13 protein-coding genes, 1 pseudogene and 1 riboswitch are annotated in these 20,007 nt (G+C 70.2%); of the genes and pseudogenes, 1 reads left to right on the top strand and 13 read right to left on the bottom strand.

All coding sequences use genetic code 11. The features are described from left to right. Positions 1-16: 16 nt before the first annotated feature. Positions 17-93: riboswitch (S-adenosyl-L-homocysteine riboswitch) on the bottom strand. A gap of 44 nt (positions 94-137) precedes the next feature. From ACWDNU_RS36220 to ACWDNU_RS36165, 12 genes and pseudogenes are all read right to left on the bottom strand, one after another. Beyond that, positions 138-740: a maleylpyruvate isomerase N-terminal domain-containing protein gene (locus ACWDNU_RS36220; RefSeq protein WP_449672187.1), complete on the bottom strand. Its 603-nt coding sequence runs from the start codon at positions 738-740 to the stop codon at positions 138-140. Between the two features lie 4 nt (positions 741-744). Continuing rightward, positions 745-2,115: a carboxylesterase/lipase family protein gene (locus ACWDNU_RS36215; RefSeq protein WP_449672186.1), complete on the bottom strand. Its 1,371-nt coding sequence runs from the start codon at positions 2,113-2,115 to the stop codon at positions 745-747. Between the two features lie 251 nt (positions 2,116-2,366). Next, a pseudogene (locus tag ACWDNU_RS36210) lies at positions 2,367-3,128 on the bottom strand (lysylphosphatidylglycerol synthase domain-containing protein); the annotation flags it as partial. Further along, the gene (locus ACWDNU_RS36205) at positions 3,128-4,144 is read right to left on the bottom strand and encodes a glycosyltransferase family 4 protein (protein WP_449672185.1); all 1,017 of its coding nucleotides are present in this window, start codon (positions 4,142-4,144) and stop codon (positions 3,128-3,130) included. The gene ACWDNU_RS36205 and the pseudogene ACWDNU_RS36210, both read right to left, overlap by 1 nt. Positions 4,145-4,191: 47 nt before the next feature. Further along, on the bottom strand, positions 4,192-5,031 hold the full coding sequence (locus ACWDNU_RS36200; RefSeq protein WP_449672184.1) for an aldo/keto reductase: 840 nt from the start codon (positions 5,029-5,031) through the stop codon (positions 4,192-4,194). 43 nt (positions 5,032-5,074) lie between these two features. Next, the gene (locus tag ACWDNU_RS36195; RefSeq protein WP_370938489.1) at positions 5,075-5,410 is read right to left on the bottom strand and encodes an STAS domain-containing protein; all 336 of its coding nucleotides are present in this window, start codon (positions 5,408-5,410) and stop codon (positions 5,075-5,077) included. A 724-nt stretch (positions 5,411-6,134) separates the two neighbouring features. Next, positions 6,135-6,548 carry an SsgA family sporulation/cell division regulator gene (locus ACWDNU_RS36190; RefSeq protein ID WP_037818751.1) on the bottom strand — a complete coding sequence of 138 codons (414 nt, stop codon included), beginning with the start codon at positions 6,546-6,548 and terminating at the stop codon, positions 6,135-6,137. 386 nt (positions 6,549-6,934) lie between these two features. Beyond that, positions 6,935-7,243: a hypothetical protein gene (locus ACWDNU_RS36185; RefSeq protein ID WP_449672183.1), complete on the bottom strand. Its 309-nt coding sequence runs from the start codon at positions 7,241-7,243 to the stop codon at positions 6,935-6,937. An 895-nt stretch (positions 7,244-8,138) separates the two neighbouring features. After that, complete coding sequence (locus ACWDNU_RS36180) at positions 8,139-9,545, bottom strand: L-fucose/L-arabinose isomerase family protein (RefSeq protein WP_449672182.1); 1,407 nt, start codon at positions 9,543-9,545, stop codon at positions 8,139-8,141. A gap of 3 nt (positions 9,546-9,548) precedes the next feature. Further along, entirely contained in the window at positions 9,549-10,550 is a 1,002-nt protein-coding gene (locus ACWDNU_RS36175) for a substrate-binding domain-containing protein (protein WP_449672181.1), read from the bottom strand. A 22-nt stretch (positions 10,551-10,572) separates the two neighbouring features. Continuing rightward, positions 10,573-11,562 (bottom strand): ABC transporter permease, encoded by a 990-nt coding sequence (locus ACWDNU_RS36170; RefSeq protein ID WP_449672180.1) that lies wholly within the window; start codon positions 11,560-11,562, stop codon positions 10,573-10,575. Next, on the bottom strand, positions 11,559-13,088 hold the full coding sequence (locus ACWDNU_RS36165; RefSeq protein ID WP_449672179.1) for a sugar ABC transporter ATP-binding protein: 1,530 nt from the start codon (positions 13,086-13,088) through the stop codon (positions 11,559-11,561). Before ACWDNU_RS36165 ends, ACWDNU_RS36170 begins: the two co-directional genes overlap by 4 nt. Positions 13,089-13,532: 444 nt before the next feature. Between ACWDNU_RS36165 and ACWDNU_RS36160 the strand changes: the two genes are divergently transcribed. Then, the gene (locus ACWDNU_RS36160) at positions 13,533-18,995 is read left to right on the top strand and encodes an ATP-binding protein (RefSeq protein WP_449672178.1); all 5,463 of its coding nucleotides are present in this window, start codon (positions 13,533-13,535) and stop codon (positions 18,993-18,995) included. 22 nt (positions 18,996-19,017) lie between these two features. Here ACWDNU_RS36160 and ACWDNU_RS36155 read toward each other — a convergent pair. Beyond that, on the bottom strand, positions 19,018-20,007 hold a 990-nt coding region (locus tag ACWDNU_RS36155), incomplete at its 5' end, for a helix-hairpin-helix domain-containing protein (RefSeq protein WP_449672177.1).

The raw sequence follows: 20,007 nt of genomic DNA, 5'->3' as shown, positions 1-20,007 counted from the left end.
GCCACCTCCGCATGAGTCCACGGAGGCGCCCTTGGATGGTGGTACCGGCCGAGCGTGGCGGACCACCGGTCCGTTGCAGCGCCTCTCGACCTGGTGGTCAAGACTACCGGATGTGACCAGCCCGCGGGCAGGCGTGTTCACTCCTCGGGAATCGAGCGGTCCTCGAGCGGGCTGCCCCGCCACTTCCAGCCGGTCCGCCGCGGTCGTCCGGGCAGGTCGATCCGGCCGGCGCACCAGCGGAGCGCGTCCCAAGCGTCGGGAATCGGCTCCTGCTCAGGGAAAAGTCGCGCGACGACGCGGGAGCAGACCTCGCGCGGCGGGTCGATCGCGACGCCGAGTCCCTGGGCGATGTCGTCGCCGTGCAGCAGCAGTTCAACGCAGCCCATCGCGGCGAAACCGGCCGGATCGGAGCTGCCGGTCGGGTGGTAGGCGCGTTCGTCCGGACGGCTGGCGCGGACCGCGGCGGCGAGCAAACGCCCGCCGGTGAGAGCGAATTCGAGCAGTTCGGCCGGGGACGCGTCGTCGTCGGTTTTGGCGAGGAAGCGCACGTAACGGTCGGCCGGACGGCTCACGACCTGCGCGGCGTAGGAGAGGAGCGTGTCGCCGAGGTGCTCTGCGGTGTAACGGCAATCCCACTCGAGATCGCCCGCCGGACGGGTCCAGTCGCCGCCGGTGACGGGCGTGAGAGCGGCGAAAACGCAGGTGATGGCTTCGTCGAGATCTTCGGCGCGCACGGTCATGCGGTCAGCGTAGAGAAGCCCAGAAGCCGCAGTGGTGATCTTTCGCGAAACCGGTCAACGGCTGCGCGCCGCCCGGCCGGTACGCGACCGACTGGCCGGTCGGCCCGCCGCGGACGAACGCCGTCCAGTCGTCCACCATCCGGTCCGCGAGCCGCTGCTGAGCCGGGGTGAACGTTGTTGGCTGCTCGGCAAAATCGAATAGGTACGGCAGTTCCGCGGTGTGCGTGGCCCCGAGCGGGAACGGTGCTCGCAGCGCGGCCGCGGCCGGTGAGGTCGGGTCGTTGAACTCATACGTCGACACGCTCGGCAGCGAACTGGCCAGCTTGGCGGTCGGACAGGAGAACGCCCAGTCCGTGACAGCCGCCGCGTACGCGAGAGAAGCGTTGCCGCTGAACGCATCCACCGGGTATTCGCGAGCGACCGCGGCCGAGTTGGGGAACACGGTGGCAAGCGCTTGCGGGTAGCCGTGCCGCGTGACTTCGCGACCGGCCGCCGCCTGCTCGGCGAGGAAATACGTGAACTCGTCGTGCGTCGTGCCCAGCATGACCGGCACCGGGGTAGCGGGAACCTTGCCGGGCAGCACCGAGCCGCCGGTGACCGGTCCCGGCATTTCGATGCCCGCGATCGAGCCGTACGCCGGTGCGGCGAGAAGTTTCTTGACGGGCAACGCGCGCAGGCATTCCGCGGCGGTCTTGCGGTCGGTACAGCCGCGTGCGGCGGCATACTCCACGCTCTTGCTCTTGGCGGCGGCCAACGTCGCCTGCGCCTGGCACGGTCCACTTTGGATGATCGCGGCGCGGAACAGCCCGCGCGAGCCGGGGGCGACGAGGTGGTCGCACACCGACATCCCGCCCGCGGACTCCCCCGCGATCGTCACCTGGTTCGGGTCGCCGCCGAAGGATTCGATGTTGTCGCGCACCCACAGCAGCGCCTGCTGCTGGTCGAGGAAGCCGTAGTTGCCGGGCTCCGGGCCGAGCGACGGGTCGGCGAGGAAGCCGAGCGCGCCGAGCCGGTAGTTGAGCGTGACGACCACCGCGTCGCCGCGGTCGACGAGCCGCGCGGCGCCGTAGCGGTCGCCGCCGCCGGTGAGGAACGCGCCGCCGTGCAGCCACACCAGGACGGGCCGCCCGGTCTGGCCGGCCGGCGGGGTCCACACATTGAGGTAGAGGCAGTCTTCGCTGGTCAGGGCTCCGTCGGCGGCCTGCGGGCAGCGGGGCCCTGGTTTCGTGGCGTCGCGCTCCCCCGCCCAGGGCTCGACCGGGGCGGGCGGCTGCCAGCGCCGCTCGCCGACAGGTGCGGCCGCGTACGGGATGCCTTGGAAGAGCCGGTGATCGGGAGTGACGTCACCGCGGACGGCGCCGGCTGCGGTGTGCACGACGTCGCCTGCCCGGCTGATCGACGCGTCCGAAGCCGCACAGGCCGAGGCGGCCAGAACGGGGACGACGGCCAGCGCCGCGAACCACCGTCGCCGAATCGCCCGAAAAGCCGCTGCCACTGGCCGGACGATACCGGCCCGGCGTCCGGGTCCGGCCGCCGGATCATCCGGCGGAGCGCGAGAACCGCCCCGCCGGGCAACGTCGAGACCAGACCGAGCACGCCGTAGCCGACCGCGACCGTCACGCCCTGCTCAGCGCCCAGCCCGGCGGCGGCGAACGAAACCGCCGCGGCGCCCTCGCGCGGACCGAACCCGCCGACGTTGAGCGGCATGCCCATCGCCAGCAACGCGAGCACCAGCAGCGGCAGCAGGACGCCCAACGGCGCGGTCGCACCAGCCGCCCGGGCAGCGACCACGAACAGCGTCAGATGGCCGGCCACCGCCAGCACAGACCAGCCGGTGACGCCGGGCCACGCGCCGAGCACGCCGGTCCGGATGTCGGCCGCCCAGACGTGCCTGAGCCGTTGCCGCATCGCCACCGCCACCACGACCAGCGCCGCCGCGACGATCCCCAGGCAGATCAGCACCTGACGCGGCAACAGCTCGGGCCGGGAGACCACGACGGCCAATCCGGCGACCACCACCACGGTCTGCCCGGCGACGCGTTCAAGCACCACCGCCCGGACGCCGCGGCCGACGTCGCCGGAGCGTCGTCCGTGCTGCACCGCGCGGTGGACGTCGCCGAGCACGCCAGCGGGCAGGACGCCGTTGAGGAATTGCGCGCCGTAGTAGTCGCCGACGGCTTCGCGGAACGGCAGGTGCAGGCCCAGCCGGGCCGCGACCAGCCGCCAGCGGGCGGCGCTCGCCAACGTGGTTACGACCCCGATGACCAGAGCAAGTGCGATCGGAACCGGGCCTAGGGCTTTTAGTCCACCGGCAAACGCTCCGGTCCCGAGCCGCCACCACAGCGCGGCGATGAGCGCGGCCCCGGCCAGCAGTCGCAGCCACCGCATCAACCCACCGCCAAGATTCCGCGCAACCGGGCCGCCGCGGCGGCCCACCCCTCCAGTGTGCGCGCTCTCGCTGTCGCCGCAGCACGGAGTCGTTTCCGCAGGTCAGGGTCGTCGCGCCAACTCCGGAGGGCGGTCGCGAGCGCTGCTTCGTCGCCGGGCGGGACGAGGAGGCCGGGCTGCTCGCCGTTCGGGGTGCGGCCGAGTGCGTCGGGGATGCCGCCGACGTCCGAGGCCAGCACCGGGATGCCGCGCGCGAGCGCCTCCGTGACGACCATGCCGTACGTCTCGGCGTGCGAGGGCAGGACCAGCAGATCGGCCCGGTCGTAGGCGGCTTCGAGCGCCGACCCGTCGAGCGGGCCGGTGAAGCGAGCCCGGGGATGGCTCAAGCCGTTGGCGTAGGCCGGGTTTCGGGTGCGCGATCCGACGAAGTCCACTCGTAGATCGTCCACTTCGGACAGTGCGTTGAGGAGGATGTCCTGCCCCTTGCGCGGGGTCACCGCGGCGACGCAAATCAGCTGGGACACTCCGTCGGTTCCGGTCGCCTGCGGCGCCGGATCAGTCCCGGGCGGTGCGATGTGGACAGTGGCGAGCCCGTGGCGCTTCTCGACGACGCGGGCGGCGGCTGCGCTGGTGACGATGACCTGGCGCGCCAACTGGAGCGTCTTCTGCTCGCGAGCATCGAGGTCAGCCGCGCGCCGCGGGTCCAGGCCGGTTTCGTCGGCCAGCGGCAGGTGCACGAGGACGGCCAGGTCGAGCCGGTCCGCGTGCGGGGCGAGGACGTCCGGCACTCCACAGGCGACCAGGCCGTCGAGCAGCACTTTCGCACCGTCAGGGACCTGCGCGAGGACCAGGTCCAGCTGCTTTTTCGCGGCCTCGTCAGGGTCCGGCCAGCTGCCGCCGACCGGCCGCAGCCCTACTGGCAGGTGCTCGGCCATGCGGCGGTCGTAGGTGTTGCCGCCGCTGGGCACGCTGCGGTCGTCGATGTCGCCGGGGACCACGAAACAGGACAGTCGCACGCTGCCTCCTTCCTCACTGGAGACAACGTGCGGCTGAGTGATCTGGTTCAGCCTTCGAAGGTGTCCGGGTCGAAGCCCGTGCGGCGGCCTTCGTCGAGGCCGCTGAGGACGTCGAGGTCGCTGTCGCTGAGGGAGAAGTCGAAGATGTCGATGTTCTCCCGCATCCGCTTCGGCGACGACGACTTCGGGAACACGACGTTGCCGATTTGGATGTGCCAGCGCAGCACGATCTGGGCGGGCGTCTTGCCGTGTTTTTCGGCCAGTTCGGCCAGCAGCGGGTCTTCGAGCACCTCGCCTTGGGCGAGCGGGCTCCACGCCTCGGTCACGATGCCGTGCGCTTCGTGGTTGGCGCGCAATTCCGGTTGCTGCAACGCGGGATGCAGCTCGATCTGGTTCACCGCGGGCACTGTCGCCGACTCAGCGGCCAGCCGTTCCAGGTGCGGGATCTGGAAGTTGGACACCCCGATCGCCCGGGCCTTTCCGGCGCGCTGGAGTTCCTCGAAGCCGTGCCAGGTCGCCACGTACTTGTCCTGCTTCGGCAACGGCCAATGGATCAGGTAAAGATCGACGTAATCCAATTCGAGCCGCTGCAGGCTGCCTTCCATCGCGTTGATCGCGTTGTCGTGGCCCTGCGCGTCGTTCGCCAGCTTCGTGGTGACGAAGATTTCTTCGCGCGGCACGCCGGAATCGCGGATGCCCGCGCCGACGCCCTCTTCGTTGCGGTACATCTGCGCCGTGTCGAGGTGCCGGTAGCCCGCCTCCAGCGCTTCGCGCACCCTCGCGGCGGTTTCCTCCGGCGGAATCTGGAAGACGCCCAGGCCGAACTGCGGGATCCGGACGCCGTTGGTGAGTTCGAGCTGCGGAACGCGGTTCGTCTCGATCGTCATGTCGGCGGCCTACCCGTGCGCGGCGGCGGCGAAACTCGCTCGATCAGGCGGCGACAGTCTCGCGGACACCGAGGATTTCGTCCGCGCCGGTCACCGCGAGACACCGCCGGACCGCGTGCGCCGGGCCGGGCACGACCGTGAACCGGGGGATCCGCTCGTGCGCGTCGAGCAGGGCGCGGACGCCGGCGCAGCTCAGGAACGCGACGCCGGACAGATCGACGACCACCGGCCCGGTGAGCGGCGCGACCGCCTCCGCGAAGACGGGCGCTGTCGCCGCGTCGAGATCGCCGACCGGGGCGAGGTGGATCGCGTCCGCCCGCCTGGCCGCGCGAACAGTCAATTCGACCGGCGCGGTGACGCCGGAAATGTGGGGAGTCATGGGTTTGCGCTCCTTTCGCAGAGATCTGCTTGGGGCGCTGACCGCAGTATGGTTCCGGACAACAGCCAACACAGGCGACCGTACGCGTTCTGCGAGTGCGGTCAACCCAGGCGAGCCCGAGGTTCACTCCCCCGGCGGCCGAGTCCGCCTGTTCGGGGGTGCCTGGCCGGGGGCGGGTTGACGGGATGCGCAGGGGTTGAGCCGGACTGGGCGGGCGTTGGCGCGTTTGTCAGGTTTTTGGCGCGGGCACGGGGTTCGTTCACTGGGCGTTCACTCGGGGGCACCTGGCTGGGGGATACCTGCCCGCGGTCGGCCGATGCCGTGACAGTCCGGATTGTCCCGCAGGATCTCACCCGTTCGCACTGCGGCTGTCAATTCGCACAGCGACCGAACCACGTCGCCGTTTCCTGTCGCAGCAAGCGAACCGGCCCCGCATAGGGACTTCTCGCATCCGCTCGTGCAGCAGCCGCATCGATCCCCGCGACGCTGCGCGCGCTCGCCGCCGCACAATGCGATTCGCGCGGCGGCCGAGTCGAACCGCCCGCCAACGGCGGTTCATTCTCGTGGCGAGCGGTCGAGTCCACTCGCACGGCCGCTACGTGCCCACGTGGTGCAGCCGGCAACCTCGGCTCTCAACGGCCGGTCAATCTCGCGGCGGATCAGCCCGCTTGCTCCGGAACTGCCCGCGGCCGGTCCGTCCACTACTGCCGTCCACTGTGGACTGTCAGTCGCGGAGGGCGAGCTTCGCCAGTTCTTCGTCGAAGTCGAAGCAACGATCTTCGGAGCCGACTGGAACCTCGTCGTAGGTGCGGTCGAGGAAGTCGGCGAGTTCGTTCGCCGCCGCCTCCAGCACCGCGGAACCGTCGGGCGCGTTCAGCTCGACGAGCACGCGGCTGTCGTCGGCGGCCGGTCGCACCTGGACGTCCCCGTCGCCCGCGGGGGCGAGCAGGCCGTCGGCGAGAAGGTCGCGCCCGAACAGCCAGCGCACGACGCCGCCGCCGGCGTGGTAGCCGACCGACACCGCGAACGGATCCGCCGGGTCGTATTCCAAATCGGCGCGCACCGGCAGCGGGACGGACCCGAACGTGCGCAGCCCGAAGATGATCGTCGCGCGGACGACCTGCGGTTCGGTTTCCACGACGGCGCCTCCTTCGTTACCCGGTCGCGAACCTGTCCGGACCGAAGTGAATGTTTCTCAATAAGTAACGCGCCGTAAGAGCCTAAGCTGCCCGACCGAGCAGATTTCACCCCAACGGTGGAGATCTACGTCTCAGTTGGCTACGCAAGGGCAGCATTGACAGCAGGAACGGGCAGCGCCCACGGCAGTGTCCCGGCAGGATGCGGACGCCTTCGACCTGCGAAAACGGACCGCCACGATCGTGGGACCGAACGACCTCGGACCGACCGGGGCACCAGCGAGGGCAGTTTCGGCCGCGAAAACGATGTTGAAGTCCGGGCGGCAGGAATCGGTTCAAGCCGGAACGGCGACTCGATTGGCGACGACCTCCGAAATTCAACACGGGTTCAGTGCGCCGTAGCCATGCCGACGAGCCGGGCCGCATCGAGTGCGATTGCCAGGTACCCGAGCACCAAAGCCGCGGACGACCGCCGGCGCCCCCGGCTCCCGGCGCGGCGCATTCCGAGATGCCCGAAAACAATCGCGAGCGGCGGCAGGATCAACGGTCCGAGAACCGTGACCGGCTGGGTGTAGACGGCGTCGCCGAAACTGCCGCTGAGACTTCGGCCGGGGTAGGTCGCGACGAATATCAGCCAGCTGACGATGCCGAGCACCAACGCGGCAGTGGCTGCCCTGGTCGAAGACCGTTCTTCCATAGCGCGAAGCTAGCCATCCCGAGCGGGACCGGTCCCCGTCATCGCGCCCGGGGGTGGACGCCAAGCCGGTCGCTGCGCCCAGCCGCCCCGGGGCAGGGTTGGTGGAGGTTGCGGGGCCCGTCGCGTACCGGCATCGCCTCAATCCGACGCGCCTTCAGCCTGGGAACGGGAATCCTTGAGGCCGCGGAAGTTCAATCGCCTGGCCAGACATCGCCTCGCCCCATCGAGCCGCGCGGGGCAGGACGGAGCGAGACGAGACGCGGCGAGGCCGGATGCGGCGGGCAGACCGAGGCGACGCGAGGCGAGGCAGGCCGGGACGGGGCGACGCGAGGCGGGCCGGGCGGGGCAGACCCGGCCGGGCCGGGCCGGGGTGGGGTGGGGCGGGGCGACGCGAGGCGGGCCGGGGCGGGGCAGGCCGAGGCGGACGAGGCGAGGCGGGCCGGGGCGAGACGCGGCGAGGTGCGACGGGGCAGGCCGAGGCGACGCGAGGCGGGATGACGCGAGGTGAGGCGGGCCGGGCCGGGTGAGAAGCGGCGAGGTGCGACGGGGCAGGCCGAGGCGACGCGAGGCGGGATGACGCGAGGTGAGGCGGGCCGGGCCGGGTGAGAAGCGGCGAGGCCGGATGCGGCGGGGCAGGCCAAGGCGAGGCAGGCCGGGGCGAGGCAGGCCGGGGCGAGGCAGGCCGGGGCGAGGCGGGGCGAGGCCAAGGCGGGGCGGGGTGCGGCGGGGCGAGGCCAAGGCGGGGCGGGGTAAGGCGGGGCGGGACGGGGCGAGGCAGGCCAAGGCGGGGCGGGGCGACTTAGGCCGGGGTGGGGCGGGGCAAGGTGCAGCGAGTCGAGTCGAGTCGGGTCCATGCAGGAATGCGGGAATCAGCGGAAATCCGGCCACCAACCGATCAGCGGCTCCACTCCTCCACCCGCACCCCCATCAACCCGGCCGCCGCTCGCAGCTCCTTCCGCCGGTCACCGGGCACCGCATGCACGTGGTTCGCCCCGAAGCGCGACAGGAACGTCTCCGCGGCCACATCCAGGCGCGCGAACGCATGCGGCCACTCCCGGGTAGACCGCGAGACCAGTTCCTCCGTCGTCCGCTCGTCGTAGTTCTCGAAATCCCCCAGCACCAACTGCATCCGGTACTCCCCGTCCAGCCGGCTCAGCCGCGCCAAGGTCATCCGGCCCGGGGCGGCGATGTGCTGCACCGAAGCACCGCCGGCGGGGAAGAAGAAAACTTCCGGATAAAGGTGCACCTTGGCCAGATTCTCCGCCGGATCCTCGCTCCGCGCGGCGAACCACGTCGCGTGCTGGCCGGAGTTGCACAGATCCCACACGTCCCGATCCGGATGGTAATGCCGGACATCGGCGAAAAGCACTGGCGTACCGGTGATCCGGTGCATCAGCTGCATGGTCAGCGCGCCGTCCATGTCCGCCTCGGTGGCGGTGACGTGCACGGCTTTGGGGCCGTTCCAGTCGTAAGGATCGTTGAGCAGCGCCTCGGCGACGTCGGCGGTCGCGAAATGCTCCGTCAGCTCCGGTTGTGCTTTGATGCCAGAGAAATTCAGGTGCCGTTCCGCCGCGACATCGCGCACGGCAAGGTACAGGCGCAGTTGGCGTTCTAAAAGTTCGGGGGTGAGGCGATCTCCATCATAGTGCACGGTGGCGTGTTGTTCCAGCCATTTCCGGCCCTCCGCAGCCTCGGAAGAAGAACCGGATTCCGCGCGGCGGACCAGCTCGTACTGATCGATTTCCTCGACGTCCACACCGAATTGGCGCATCCATTGATCCGTGTTGGCCACCGCGGTGTTCATCCCCATCGGCCGCCCGCCGAAGCGGCCGAATGTCGAACCCCGCAACGAACCGACGGCAGCGGCGGCGCTCGCGTGTGCGCCGACTTCGGCGATCAGCCCGGGGTCGGAAGGCGCGCCCCACAAGCGGGTGTGCGAGCGGCCGATCTGGTCCAGCGCACCGCCGGCGGCGAGCATTCCGACCAGACCCGGCTCGGTCGGGTCGGTGCTCGCGACCAGCAGCAACGGGCCCGGTGTCGCGTCCGCGGCCAGCATGGTGAAGTGCGGGAACGCCCACACGGCGTAGTACAGCACCGTCACGTCCACCGAGCTCGCGGCGACCGAGCGGGCGGCCGCCGTGGCGGTGGTGTTCGTGGCGACCAGTCCTCCGGTGACGACATCGTGGCCCGCCGCGGTCAGGGCCGCGGTGAACTCGTCCACTTTGGACCGGATGAAGCCGGTGTTCCGCCGGTGCACGTGGTCGCGCCCGTCGGATACGGCAAGGACACCGATTCGCGCCATATGTCAGCTCCGGTTCAGCTCGGCGTAGACCTGGGCCGCGTTGTCGCGTGTCACCAGGCGGGTGGGCAGGGTCTGCGTCTTGGGCACCGTCTGGCAATCGACGAGCAGTTTCTTCGCCGCGGCAACGGCTTCCTTGCCGCCGGTCGGGTAAATAAAGGTCGCGGACAGACGGCCCGCCTCTACCGCTTTGATACCGCCTTCTGGCACCGGCAGGCCGTCGATGCCGACGATCGGCAGGTCCCCGCGGCCGGCGTTCTGCGCGGCGATGCGCGCGCCTTCGGCCATCGGGTCGTTCTCGGAGAACATCGCTTGCGCGTCCGGATGCGCCTTGAGCAACGCGTCCGCCTGCTGTTGTCCCTTGTCCCGCAACCAATCCGCGTCCGCGCTGCCTACGACGGTGATATTGCGGTCAGTGATGCCCTGGTTGAATCCGTCGCTGCGTTCCTTGGCGGGCGTCGACCCGGCGAGACCTTTCAACTCGACGACTTTTCCGCCGTGCGGCAGCAATTTATCGGCGAAGAATTTGCCCGCTTGGCGGCCGATGTCCACATTGTCCGCGCCGATAAAGGACGTGTATCCGTCGCCGTCCACCTTCCGGTCCAGCACTAGTACCGGAATGCCTTGGTCGTAAGCCTTCTTCACGACGCTGGTGAGCGGAGTTGCCTCGTTCGGGCTGATGATCAGCAGGTCGATGCCCTGGGTGAGGAAAGTGTTGACCTGTTCGACCTGTTTCGCGTTGTCCTGCGCCGCATCCGCGTAGCTGACGATGAATTGCGACACCCCGGCCGCTGCCTTGCGGACGTCGTCGTCCATCCGCACGCGATACGGTTCGGCGAGATTCGCTTGGCTCATCCCGATTTTATATTTCCCGCTAGGACCATGGCACTGCTTCGCGGCGGGCGCGGTGCCGGACGACGCGCCCGGTGCGTTCTCGTGGGTCGTCCCGCAGGCGGCGACGAGGGCCAGCCCCGCCAGGACCGCCCCGCCGCGGATGATGCCGGACATCTGCTCCCCTTTTCCCGAACGCCTATGCCGTGGCCGGGCGCAGCCGCTGCAGGCCCGCGGCGAGCACGATCACCACGCCGACCACGATCAGCTGGACGTTCGAATCGATGTCGTTGAGCTGGAGGATGTTGTCGAGCACGCCGACCAGCAGAGCGCCCGCGACGGTGCCGGACACCGACCCGCGCCCGCCGGACAGGCTGGTCCCGCCGATCACGACGGCCGCGATGGCGTTCAGCTCGTAGCCGGTGCCGTCGTTGGGCCCGCCGAAGTTGTACTGTCCCGCGTGGACGATCCCGGCCAGCGCGGCGAGCAGCCCGCACAAGCCGAAGACCAGCACTTTCACCCGGATCACCGGCACCCCGGACAGCACCGCGGCCTTCTCGTTGCCGCCGATCGCGTACACGTGCCGGGAAAAGGCGCTCGCCCGCAGCACCAGCACCGCCAGCGCGGCGACGACCACGAAGAACAGCGCCGGAATCGGGACCACGCCGCCGAACGTCCGCTCGCCGAGCAGCGAAAACGGCACCGGAGCTTGGCCGGGTCCGTCGCCGTAGGTGATCGAAACACCCTCACCGCCGGACCACATCCGGGCGATCCCGCGGGCGATCTGCATCCCGGCGAGCGTCACGATGAACGACTGGATCCGGAATCTAGCGCTCGCGATCCCTTGCAGCAGACCGAAACCGAACCCGAGCGCGAGAATCATCAGCACGCCCGGCACGAGGCCCCAGCCGCCGCTGGTGAGCAACAGCGCGACGCCGACGCTGGCCAGCCCCATCACCGAGCCCACCGACAGATCGATGCCGCCGACCAGGATCACCAGCGTCATGCCGACCGCGATGATGCCGATCTCGGAGATCGCGCGGACGACGTTGAACAGGTTGCCGCTGCCGAGAAACACCAGCTCTCCGTCGCGGTGCGGGGAGAAGACGATCGCGGCGGCGAAAACGAGCACCAACCCGAAGACGCTCTGGAACCGGAACACCGCGGCCAGCACGGCGCGCCCCTTCACCGGACGTCTCCCATCGACGCGGCGAGCAATTCCGCCTCACCAGCATGAGCCGTGTCCAGTTCGTGCACGCTGCGTCCGCCGCGCAGCACCACCACGCGATCGCACACCCCGACCAGCTCAGCCGGTTCCGACGACGCCAGCAGCACCCCGACGCCGCTCCGCGCGGCCTCGCCGAGCAACCGGTAGATCTCCGCCTTCGCCCCCACATCCACCCCGCGCGTCGGTTCGTCCAGCAACAGCAGCACCGGTTCGGTGAGCAATGCCCGGCCTAACACCACTTTCTGCTGATTCCCGCCGGACAGCGAGCCCACCGGATCGGCGAGCGACCCCAGTTTCACTCCGAGCCGCCCCGCTTCCTTCCCGGCCACCTCACGCTCGCGGCGGCCAGGAACAATCCCGAACCGAGCCAATCGATCCACAATGGACAGCACGGTGTTCGCCACCACGGAATGCTCCAGCGCCAGCCCCGCGATCCGCCGGTCCTCGGGCACGAACGCGATCCCGGACCGCAACGACCTGCGCGGCGCCCGCGGCCGAAAATCCTTGCCGTGCAATAAAATCCGCCCGCCCAGCAGCTTGGCCCCGGACGCGCCGTACAGCGCTTCCAGCAGCTCCGTCCGCCCCGCGCCGAGCAACCCGGCGACCCCGACGATCTCCCCGGCACGCACGGTGAGACTGATCCCGTCCGGCTCCCGCCGCCCAGGACGAGGCCGCACCACCAGATTCTCGACCCGCAGCACATCCTCCTGGTCCGGCGAGGACACGCTGTCCGCGCGGAACATCAGGTGCACCGGACGGCCCACCATCGCCTCCGCGGCCCGCTCGGCAGTCAGCTCCGCCGCGCTGAACTCCGCGACGACCTCGCCGTTGCGCAGCACCGTCGCGCGGTCCGCGACGCGGCCGATCTCGTCCATCCGGTGCGACACGTAGACAATCGCCGCCCCGTCGGCGCGCAACTGGTCGATGACCGTGAACAGCCGCTCCACCTCGCGCGGCGACAGCGCCGACGTCGGTTCGTCCATCAAGAGAATCCGAGCGTCCAGCGACAGTGCTTTCGCGATGGTGACGAGCTGCTGTTCACCGGTGCGGAGCCGTTCGACCGGCGTCCGCGGGTCGAGGTCGACGCCGGAGCGCTCCAGCACCTCAAGAGTCCGAGCGACCATCCGCCGCCGGTCGATCGTGCCGCCGCGGGTGTGCGGTTCTCGGCCGAGAAAGACGTTCTCCGCCACGGAAAGCGCGGGAACGAGGTCCAGTTCCTGATGGATCATCGCGACCCCGGCGCGGCGCGCGTCGGCCGGACGGGCGAACCGGACCGCCTCCCCCGCGATCCGGATCGCCCCCTCCCCGGCGGCGACCTCCCCGGACAAGATCTTCAGCAGCGTGGACTTGCCTGCCCCGTTCTCGCCGAGCAGCGCGTGCACCTCCCCCTTCGCCGCGGTGAAGTCCACCGCGCCCAGGGCACGCACCCCGCCGTAGGTCTTGCTGACGCCGGCCAGCTCGGCCAGCGCGACGCCGCCGTCGCCCATGCCCCGCCCTCTCGGCCCGCCCCATGTCGAGAAATCGATTACCCGCACGGTAGGGGCATCGCGAGGAGGGTGTCAAGGGTCACATTTTCCCAGTGCCCACGGGGCATCGGCACAGTTCAGCCCGCTGCAGTCCCCCTCACCGGCTGAACGGCGGGTAACCCCTGACCGACCCCCTGGAAACGCCTGGCCGTCCACTTGCCGCCGCCCCTGGCCAACCGGGCGTGATTTGTGGCATACCTCGCGAGAAATCAGGTCCGGACGACGTGACACGAGCCGTTTTTGGCGGGTTCCTACAAACCGGCAGGCACGGCATGCGTCATCCGCGACATTGGTGTACCCGGCGGTAAGGGAGCAAGGTGTACGACGAAGACAGGCGACGTTCCGGCGGGTCCGGCGTCGCCTGCTGTGCGTGGGTGTAGTTGGGTTCGCTGGGAGGCTTTGTCCGTGTTCAATCGCGTCGCCATCGTCAATCGCGGGGAGGCCGCGATGCGGCTGATCCACGCCGTCCGGGACCTGTCCGCCGAGACCGGGCGACGGATCGAGACGGTCGCGCTCTACACGGACGCGGACGCCACCGCGACTTTCGTCCGCGAAGCCGACGTCGCGTATTCGCTCGGCCCCGCCTCCGCGCGGCCGTACCTCGACCTCGCCAAACTGGAGAAGGCGCTGGTCGAGACCAAGGCCGACGCCGCGTGGGTCGGCTGGGGCTTCGTCGCCGAAGACCCGGCGTTCGCCGAATTGTGCGACAAGATCGGGGTCGCCTTCGTCGGCCCGAGCGCGGACGCGATGCGCAAGCTCGGCGACAAGATCGGCGCGAAGCTGATCGCCGAGGAGGTCGGCGTCCCGGTCGCTCCGTGGAGCGGCGGCGAGGTCGCGACGCTGGAAGAAGCGCTGGCCGCGGGCGACAAGATCGGCTATCCGCTGATGCTCAAGGCCACCGCGGGCGGCGGCGGGCGCGGCATCCGCAAGGTGGAGTCGGCGGGCGACCTCACCGAGGCCTACGAACGCACCAGTCAGGAAGCGCTGCGCGCGTTCGGCAGCGGCGTCGTGTTCCTGGAGCGCCTGGTCACCGGCGCGCGGCACGTCGAGGTCCAGGTGATCTCCGACGGCGAGACCGCGTGGGCGCTCGGCGTCCGCGACTGCTCGGTGCAGCGGCGCAACCAGAAGATCATCGAGGAATCCGCGTCGCCGGTGCTCGGGGCGGGCCAGACCGCCGAGCTGAAGGCGTCGGCCGAGCGGCTCGCGGTCGCGGTCGGCTATCGCGGCGCGTGCACCGTCGAATTCCTCTACCACCCCGGCGACCGGATGTTCGCCTTCCTGGAGGTCAACACCCGGCTCCAGGTGGAACACCCGATCACCGAGATCACCACCGGCACCGACCTGGTGCGGCTGCAGCTGCACGTCGCGTCCGGCGGCAAGCTCGAGGGCGAGCAGCCCGCCGAGTCCGGGCACGCCGTCGAGGCGCGGCTCAACGCCGAGGACCCGGACCGCGACTTCGCGCCGTCCCCCGGCCGCATCGCGCGGCTGCTGCTGCCCGCCGGTCCGGGCATCCGGGTCGACACCGGCGTCAGCGAGGGCGACACGATCCCCGCCGACTTCGACTCGATGATCGCCAAGATCATCGCCTACGGCCGCGACCGCGACCAGGCGCTCGCGCGGCTGCGCCGGGCGATGGCCGAGACGTCCGTGCTCATCGAGGGCGGCGCCACCAACAAGAGCTTCGTGCTCGACCTGCTCGACCAGCCCGAGGTGATCGACGCCAGCGCGGACACCGGCTGGATCGACCGCGTCCGCGCCGAAGGCCGTCTCGTCACCACGCGGCACTCCGCGGTCGCGCTCGCCGCGGCGGCGATCGAGGCGTACGAGGACGACGAGGAGGTCGGGCGGCAACGACTGCTGTCCACCGCTTTCGGCGGCCGTCCGCAGGTGCGCCACGAAATCCGTCCGCTGGACCTGAAACTGCGCGGCGCTTCGTACCGCGTCACGGTCGCGCGCACCGGGCCGAAGCGGTTCCGGATCGGCGTCAGCGGCGGCGGCGACGTGCACCCGGCCGACGTCGAGATCGAGCGTTTCGACGAGTACAGCGGGCAGATCACCGTCAACGGCACGCGGTTCCGGCTCGTCACCGGCACGCACGGGCCGATCCACCTGGTCGAGGTCGACGGCGTCACGCACCGGATCAGCCGCGACGAGGGCGGCGTCGTCCGCTCCCCCGCGCCCGCGCTGGTGGTCGCCACGCCGGTCGCGGTGGACGACGAGATCGAGTCCGGCGCGCCGGTGCTCGTGCTGGAAAGCATGAAGATGGAGACGGTGCTGCGCGCGCCGTTCCGGGCCAGGGTCAAGGAACTTCCGGTGTCGATCGGCAGCCAGGTGGAGACCGGCGCGCCGCTGCTGCGTCTCGAACCGCTCGCCGACGAGGCCGAGGACGAGGCCGCCGCGCAGACCGAAACCGCCGAGATCGACCTGCCCGCCGAGCAGGACGGCACCAGCGCGGCCGACCGGGTCGAGCGCGGCTGCCAGGACCTGCGCAGCCTGCTGCTCGGCTTCGACGTCGACCCGCACGACCAGGACCGGGTGCTCAGCGGCTACCTGGCGGCGCGCGCGGAGCTGCCGTCGCGTCCGCTGGAGGGCGAGCTCGGGCTGCTGGACGTGTTCGCCGACCTGTCCGAGCTGAGCCGGAACAAGCCGGCCGCGGACGACCTCAGCGCGTCGAGCCCGGTGCACAGCGCCCGCGAGTACTTCCACACCTACCTGCAGAGCCTCGACGTCGAGCGGGCCGGGCTGCCGGAGAAGTTCCAGGGCAGGCTGCGCCGCGTGCTCGGCCACTACGGCGTCGGCGACCTGGAGCGCACCCCGGAGCTGGAAGAGGCCGTCTTCCGGATTTTCCTTGCCCAGCAACGGGCTTCGAGCGACAGCGCGATCGTTTCCGCGCTGCTGCGGCAATGGCTCGCCGAGGCCCCGCCGTCAGCCGAGCTGCGCGAAGCGGCCGGGCTCGCGCTGGAGCACCTGGTCGCCGCCACCCAGCTGCGGTTCCCAGCGGTCAGCGACCTCGCCCGCGGCGTGGTGTTCCGCTGGTTCGCGCAGCCGCTGCTGCGCCGGGCCCGCGCCGAGGTGTACGCCGAGATCCGCGGCCACCTGCGCTACCTCGACCGGAACCCGGACGCGGCCGACCGCGCCGAGCGGATCTCCGGCATGGTGTCGAGCAACGAGCCGCTGGTGCGGCTGCTCGGCCAGCGGATCGGGCGGCCGGGCGCGGACCCGGCCCCGATGCTCGAGGTGCTGACCCGGCGCTACTACGGCAACAAGGCGCTCACCGAGGTGCGCGTGCGCGAGGTCGCGGGCTGCTCGTTCGTCACCGCTGAGCACCCCGAACCGGCGCGCGTGGTCACCACGGCGGTCGACTTCCCGCAGCTGCCGGACGCGATGCGCGCGGTGGCCGAGCTGTCCGCCGACGCCGGAGTCCCGGTCGCCGCCGATGTCTATCTGAAGTGGACAGACCAGCCCGACAGCGACGCGATGGCCGCGAAGCTGGGCGAGATCGTCGCGGCGCACCCGCTTCCGGCCGACGTCGACCGGGTCGTCACCACCGTCGCCGGGGGCGGCGGCGCGGTGATGCACCACCACTTCACCTTCCGCCGGACCGAATCCGGGTTCGAGGAGGACCGGGTGATCCGCGGGCTGCACCCGCGCGTCGCCGAGCGGCTGCAGCTGGAGCGGCTGCAGGAATTCGACCTCACGCGGCTGCCGTCGGCGGACGAAGAGGTGTACCTGTTCACCGGCACCGCGAAGGCGAACCCGGCCGACGAACGGCTGATCGCGATGGCGCAGGTCCGCGACCTCACGCCGCTGCGCGAGGCGGACGGCAGGCTCGTGTCGCTGCCCTCGGCCGAGGACACGCTCGCCGCGTGCCTCGACGCGGTCCGCAACGCGCAGGCGCGGCGTCCGGCGAAGAACCGGTTCGACACCAACCGGATCGTCATCTACGTGTGGCCGACGAGCGAGCTGACGATGGACGAGCTGAACCTGCTCGCCCGCCGCGTGCTGCCGACCACCGCGGGCGCGGGCCTGGAGGAAATCCAGTTCCTGGCGCGGCAGCGCAACGCCGAAACCGGCGAGCTGACCGACATCGCGGTGACGGTCCGCAACGAGGTCGGCGCGGGCGTGCGGCTGTCGGTCGAGGCGCCGAGCACCGAACCGGTGCAGCCGCTGGACGACTACCGGCAGAAGGTGCTGCGCGCGGCCCGGCGCGACACGGTGTACCCGTACGAACTCACCGAACTGCTGGCCGGCGGCGGGTCTTTCACGGAGCACGACCTCGACGACCGCGGCGTTCTGGTCCCGGTCGACCGGCCGCGCGGGCAGAACAAAGCCGGGCTCGTGGCGGGTGTGGTCAGCACGCCGACCGACCGCGTGCCCGAGGGCGTCAAGCGCGTGGTGCTGCTGGGCGATCCGACGAAGTCGCTCGGCGCGCTGGCCGAACCGGAGTGCACGCGGGTCATCGCGGCGCTGAACCTGGCGCAGGAGCTGCGGGTCCCGGTCGAATGGTTCGCGCTGTCGTCCGGCGCGCGGATCTCGATGGAGTCCGGCACCGAGAACATGGACTGGGTCGCGGCGGCGCTGAAGCGGATCGTGGAGTTCACCCAGGACGGCGGCGAGATCAACATCGTGGTCGCCGGGATCACCGTGGGCGCGCAGCCGTACTGGAACGCCGAGGCCACGATGCTCATGCACACCAAGGGCATCCTGGTGATGACGCCGGATTCGGCGATGGTGCTCACCGGCAAGCAGTCACTGGACTTCTCCGGCGGCGTGTCGGCCGAGGACAACTTCGGCATCGGCGGCTACGACCGCGTGATGGGACCGAACGGGCAGGCGCAGTACTGGGCGCCGAACCTCGCCGGGGCGCGCGACGTGCTGATGGCGCACTACGCGCACACCTACGTCGTGCCGGGCGAAGCGGGCCCGCGCCAGGCGGTCACCACCGACCCGGCAGGCCGCGACGTGTCGAACTACCCGCACGCCGTCGTCGGCAGCGATTTCGCCACGGTGGGCCAGATTTTCTCCGCCGAGCACAACCCGGACCGCAAGAAGCCGTTCGACATCCGCACGGTGATGCGCGCGCTGTCCGATCAGGACCACCCGGTGCTGGAACGCTGGGCGGGCATGGCGGACGCGGACACCGCCGCGGTGCAGGACGTGCACATCGGCGGCCGCCCGGTGTGTCTGCTGGGCATCGAGTCGCGTTCGGTGCCGCGCCGCGGCTTCCCGCCCACCGACGGCCCGGACACGTTCACCGCGGGCACGCTGTTCCCGAAGTCGTCGAAGAAGGCGGCCCGCGCGATCAACGCGGCGAGCGGCAACCGTCCGCTGGTGGTGCTGGCGAACCTGTCCGGCTTCGACGGCTCGCCGGAGTCGATGAAGAAACTGCAGCTGGAGTACGGGGCCGAGATCGGCCGCGCGATCGTGAACTTCGAGGGTCCGATCGTGTTCACGGTGATCTCGCGCTACCACGGCGGGGCGTTCGTGGTGTTCTCGAAGGCGCTGAACCCGAACATGACGGTGCTGGCGCTGGAAGGCTCGTTCGCGTCCGTGCTGGGCGGTGCTCCGGCGGCGGCGGTGGTGTTCGCGGGCGAGGTCAAGACGCGGACCGCGAATGACCCGCGGGTGGCTGAGCTGCAGAAGCGGCTCGGAGAGCTGAGCGGGGCCGAGCGGGCTGCTTGCGCGGCTGAACTGGCCGAGGTGACGTCTTCGGTGCGGGCTGAGAAGTTGGGTGAGGTGGCTTCGGAGTTCGACCGGGTGCACAGCATCCAGCGTGCGGTTGAGGTCGGGTCGGTGGATGCGATCGTCAGCACGGCTCAGCTTCGGCCGCGGATCATCGAGGCGATCGAGCACGGGTTGAAGGGCTGAGGATTCCCGTGGGTGCCGGTGCTCAACCGGCGCCCACGGTGATTCCCCGGATCGTTTTCACCTCGCCCAGCAGCGCCGGGGTCACCTTGACCGAGTACCCGTCCAGCGCATAACGCCGCTCCCCCACGTGCAGGTGCACCGGCGTGTTCCCTTGGTGCGCCAGCAAAGTCTGCTTGAGTTCCAGCACCACTGGCAGCGTCACCTTCTCCGCCCGCGTGTGCAGCACCAGCGGCGTTTCCCCGAGTTCCGTCAGGTCGAGCGGTGCCAGATCCGCCCCGAAGACCGACATTTTGTCCTCCCGCCAGTTCACCCGGCCCTTGACGAGCACCGCATTGTCCTCCACCAGATCCGCCGCGCACAACGCGTACGACTTGGCGAAGAACAACACCTCCAGCGACGCGTCCAAATCCTCGACCGTGCAGATCGCCCACGGTTCACCCTTTTTGTTCACCCGCCGCTCCAGCGAAGTGATCAGTCCCGCGACGACGAGTTCGCCTTCTTTCGGCGGGTTGTCGATGATCGCCGCGATCGTACGAGGCGCGTGTTTGCGGAGGACGCCTTCGGCACCGTCCAGCGGATGGGCTGAAACGTAAAGCCCGAGCATGTCGCGTTCATGCGCCAGCAATTGCTTGCGCGGCCACTCTTCGGCGGTGAATTTCACGTGCGCCAACGGCGACGAAGCCGGTTCCTTGTTTTCGCCGCCGAACAGGTCGAATTGGCCCATCGCTTCCTGGCGCTTGAGCGGGACGACGGCTTCCACCGCGTCCTCGTGCACCTGGATCATCGACAGCCGCGTGTGGCCCATCGAATCGAACGCGCCCGCCTTGATCAGCGACTCGATCACCCGCTTGTTACAGGCCACCAGCTCCGACTTGTCCAGGAACTCGGTAAACGAGGAGTACTTGCCCTTCTCCTCACGCGTCTTGATGATCGACTCCACCACGTTCGCGCCCACGTTGCGCACCGCGCCCAGACCGAAGCGGATGTCGTTCCCGACGGCCGCGAACCGCAA

This window comes from Amycolatopsis sp. NPDC003676 (assembly GCF_053587275.1).
The sequence above is the reverse complement of the archived record's forward strand: the minus strand, read 5'-3'. Positions and strand labels throughout refer to the sequence as shown.

Bases quoted from the DNA above. Each gene is read 5' to 3' on its own strand.
- ACWDNU_RS36220 (WP_449672187.1), bottom strand. From the start codon at position 740: ATGACCGTGCGCGCCGAAGATCTCGACGAAGCCATCACCTGCGTTTTC.
- ACWDNU_RS36200 (WP_449672184.1), bottom strand. From the start codon at position 5,031: ATGACGATCGAGACGAACCGCGTTCCGCAGCTCGAACTCACCAACGGC.
- ACWDNU_RS36195 (WP_370938489.1), bottom strand. From the start codon at position 5,410: ATGACTCCCCACATTTCCGGCGTCACCGCGCCGGTCGAATTGACTGTT.
- ACWDNU_RS36185 (WP_449672183.1), bottom strand. From the start codon at position 7,243: ATGGAAGAACGGTCTTCGACCAGGGCAGCCACTGCCGCGTTGGTGCTC.
- ACWDNU_RS36180 (WP_449672182.1), bottom strand. From the start codon at position 9,545: ATGGCGCGAATCGGTGTCCTTGCCGTATCCGACGGGCGCGACCACGTG.
- ACWDNU_RS36175 (WP_449672181.1), bottom strand. From the start codon at position 10,550: ATGTCCGGCATCATCCGCGGCGGGGCGGTCCTGGCGGGGCTGGCCCTC.
- ACWDNU_RS36165 (WP_449672179.1), bottom strand. From the start codon at position 13,088: ATGGGCGACGGCGGCGTCGCGCTGGCCGAGCTGGCCGGCGTCAGCAAG.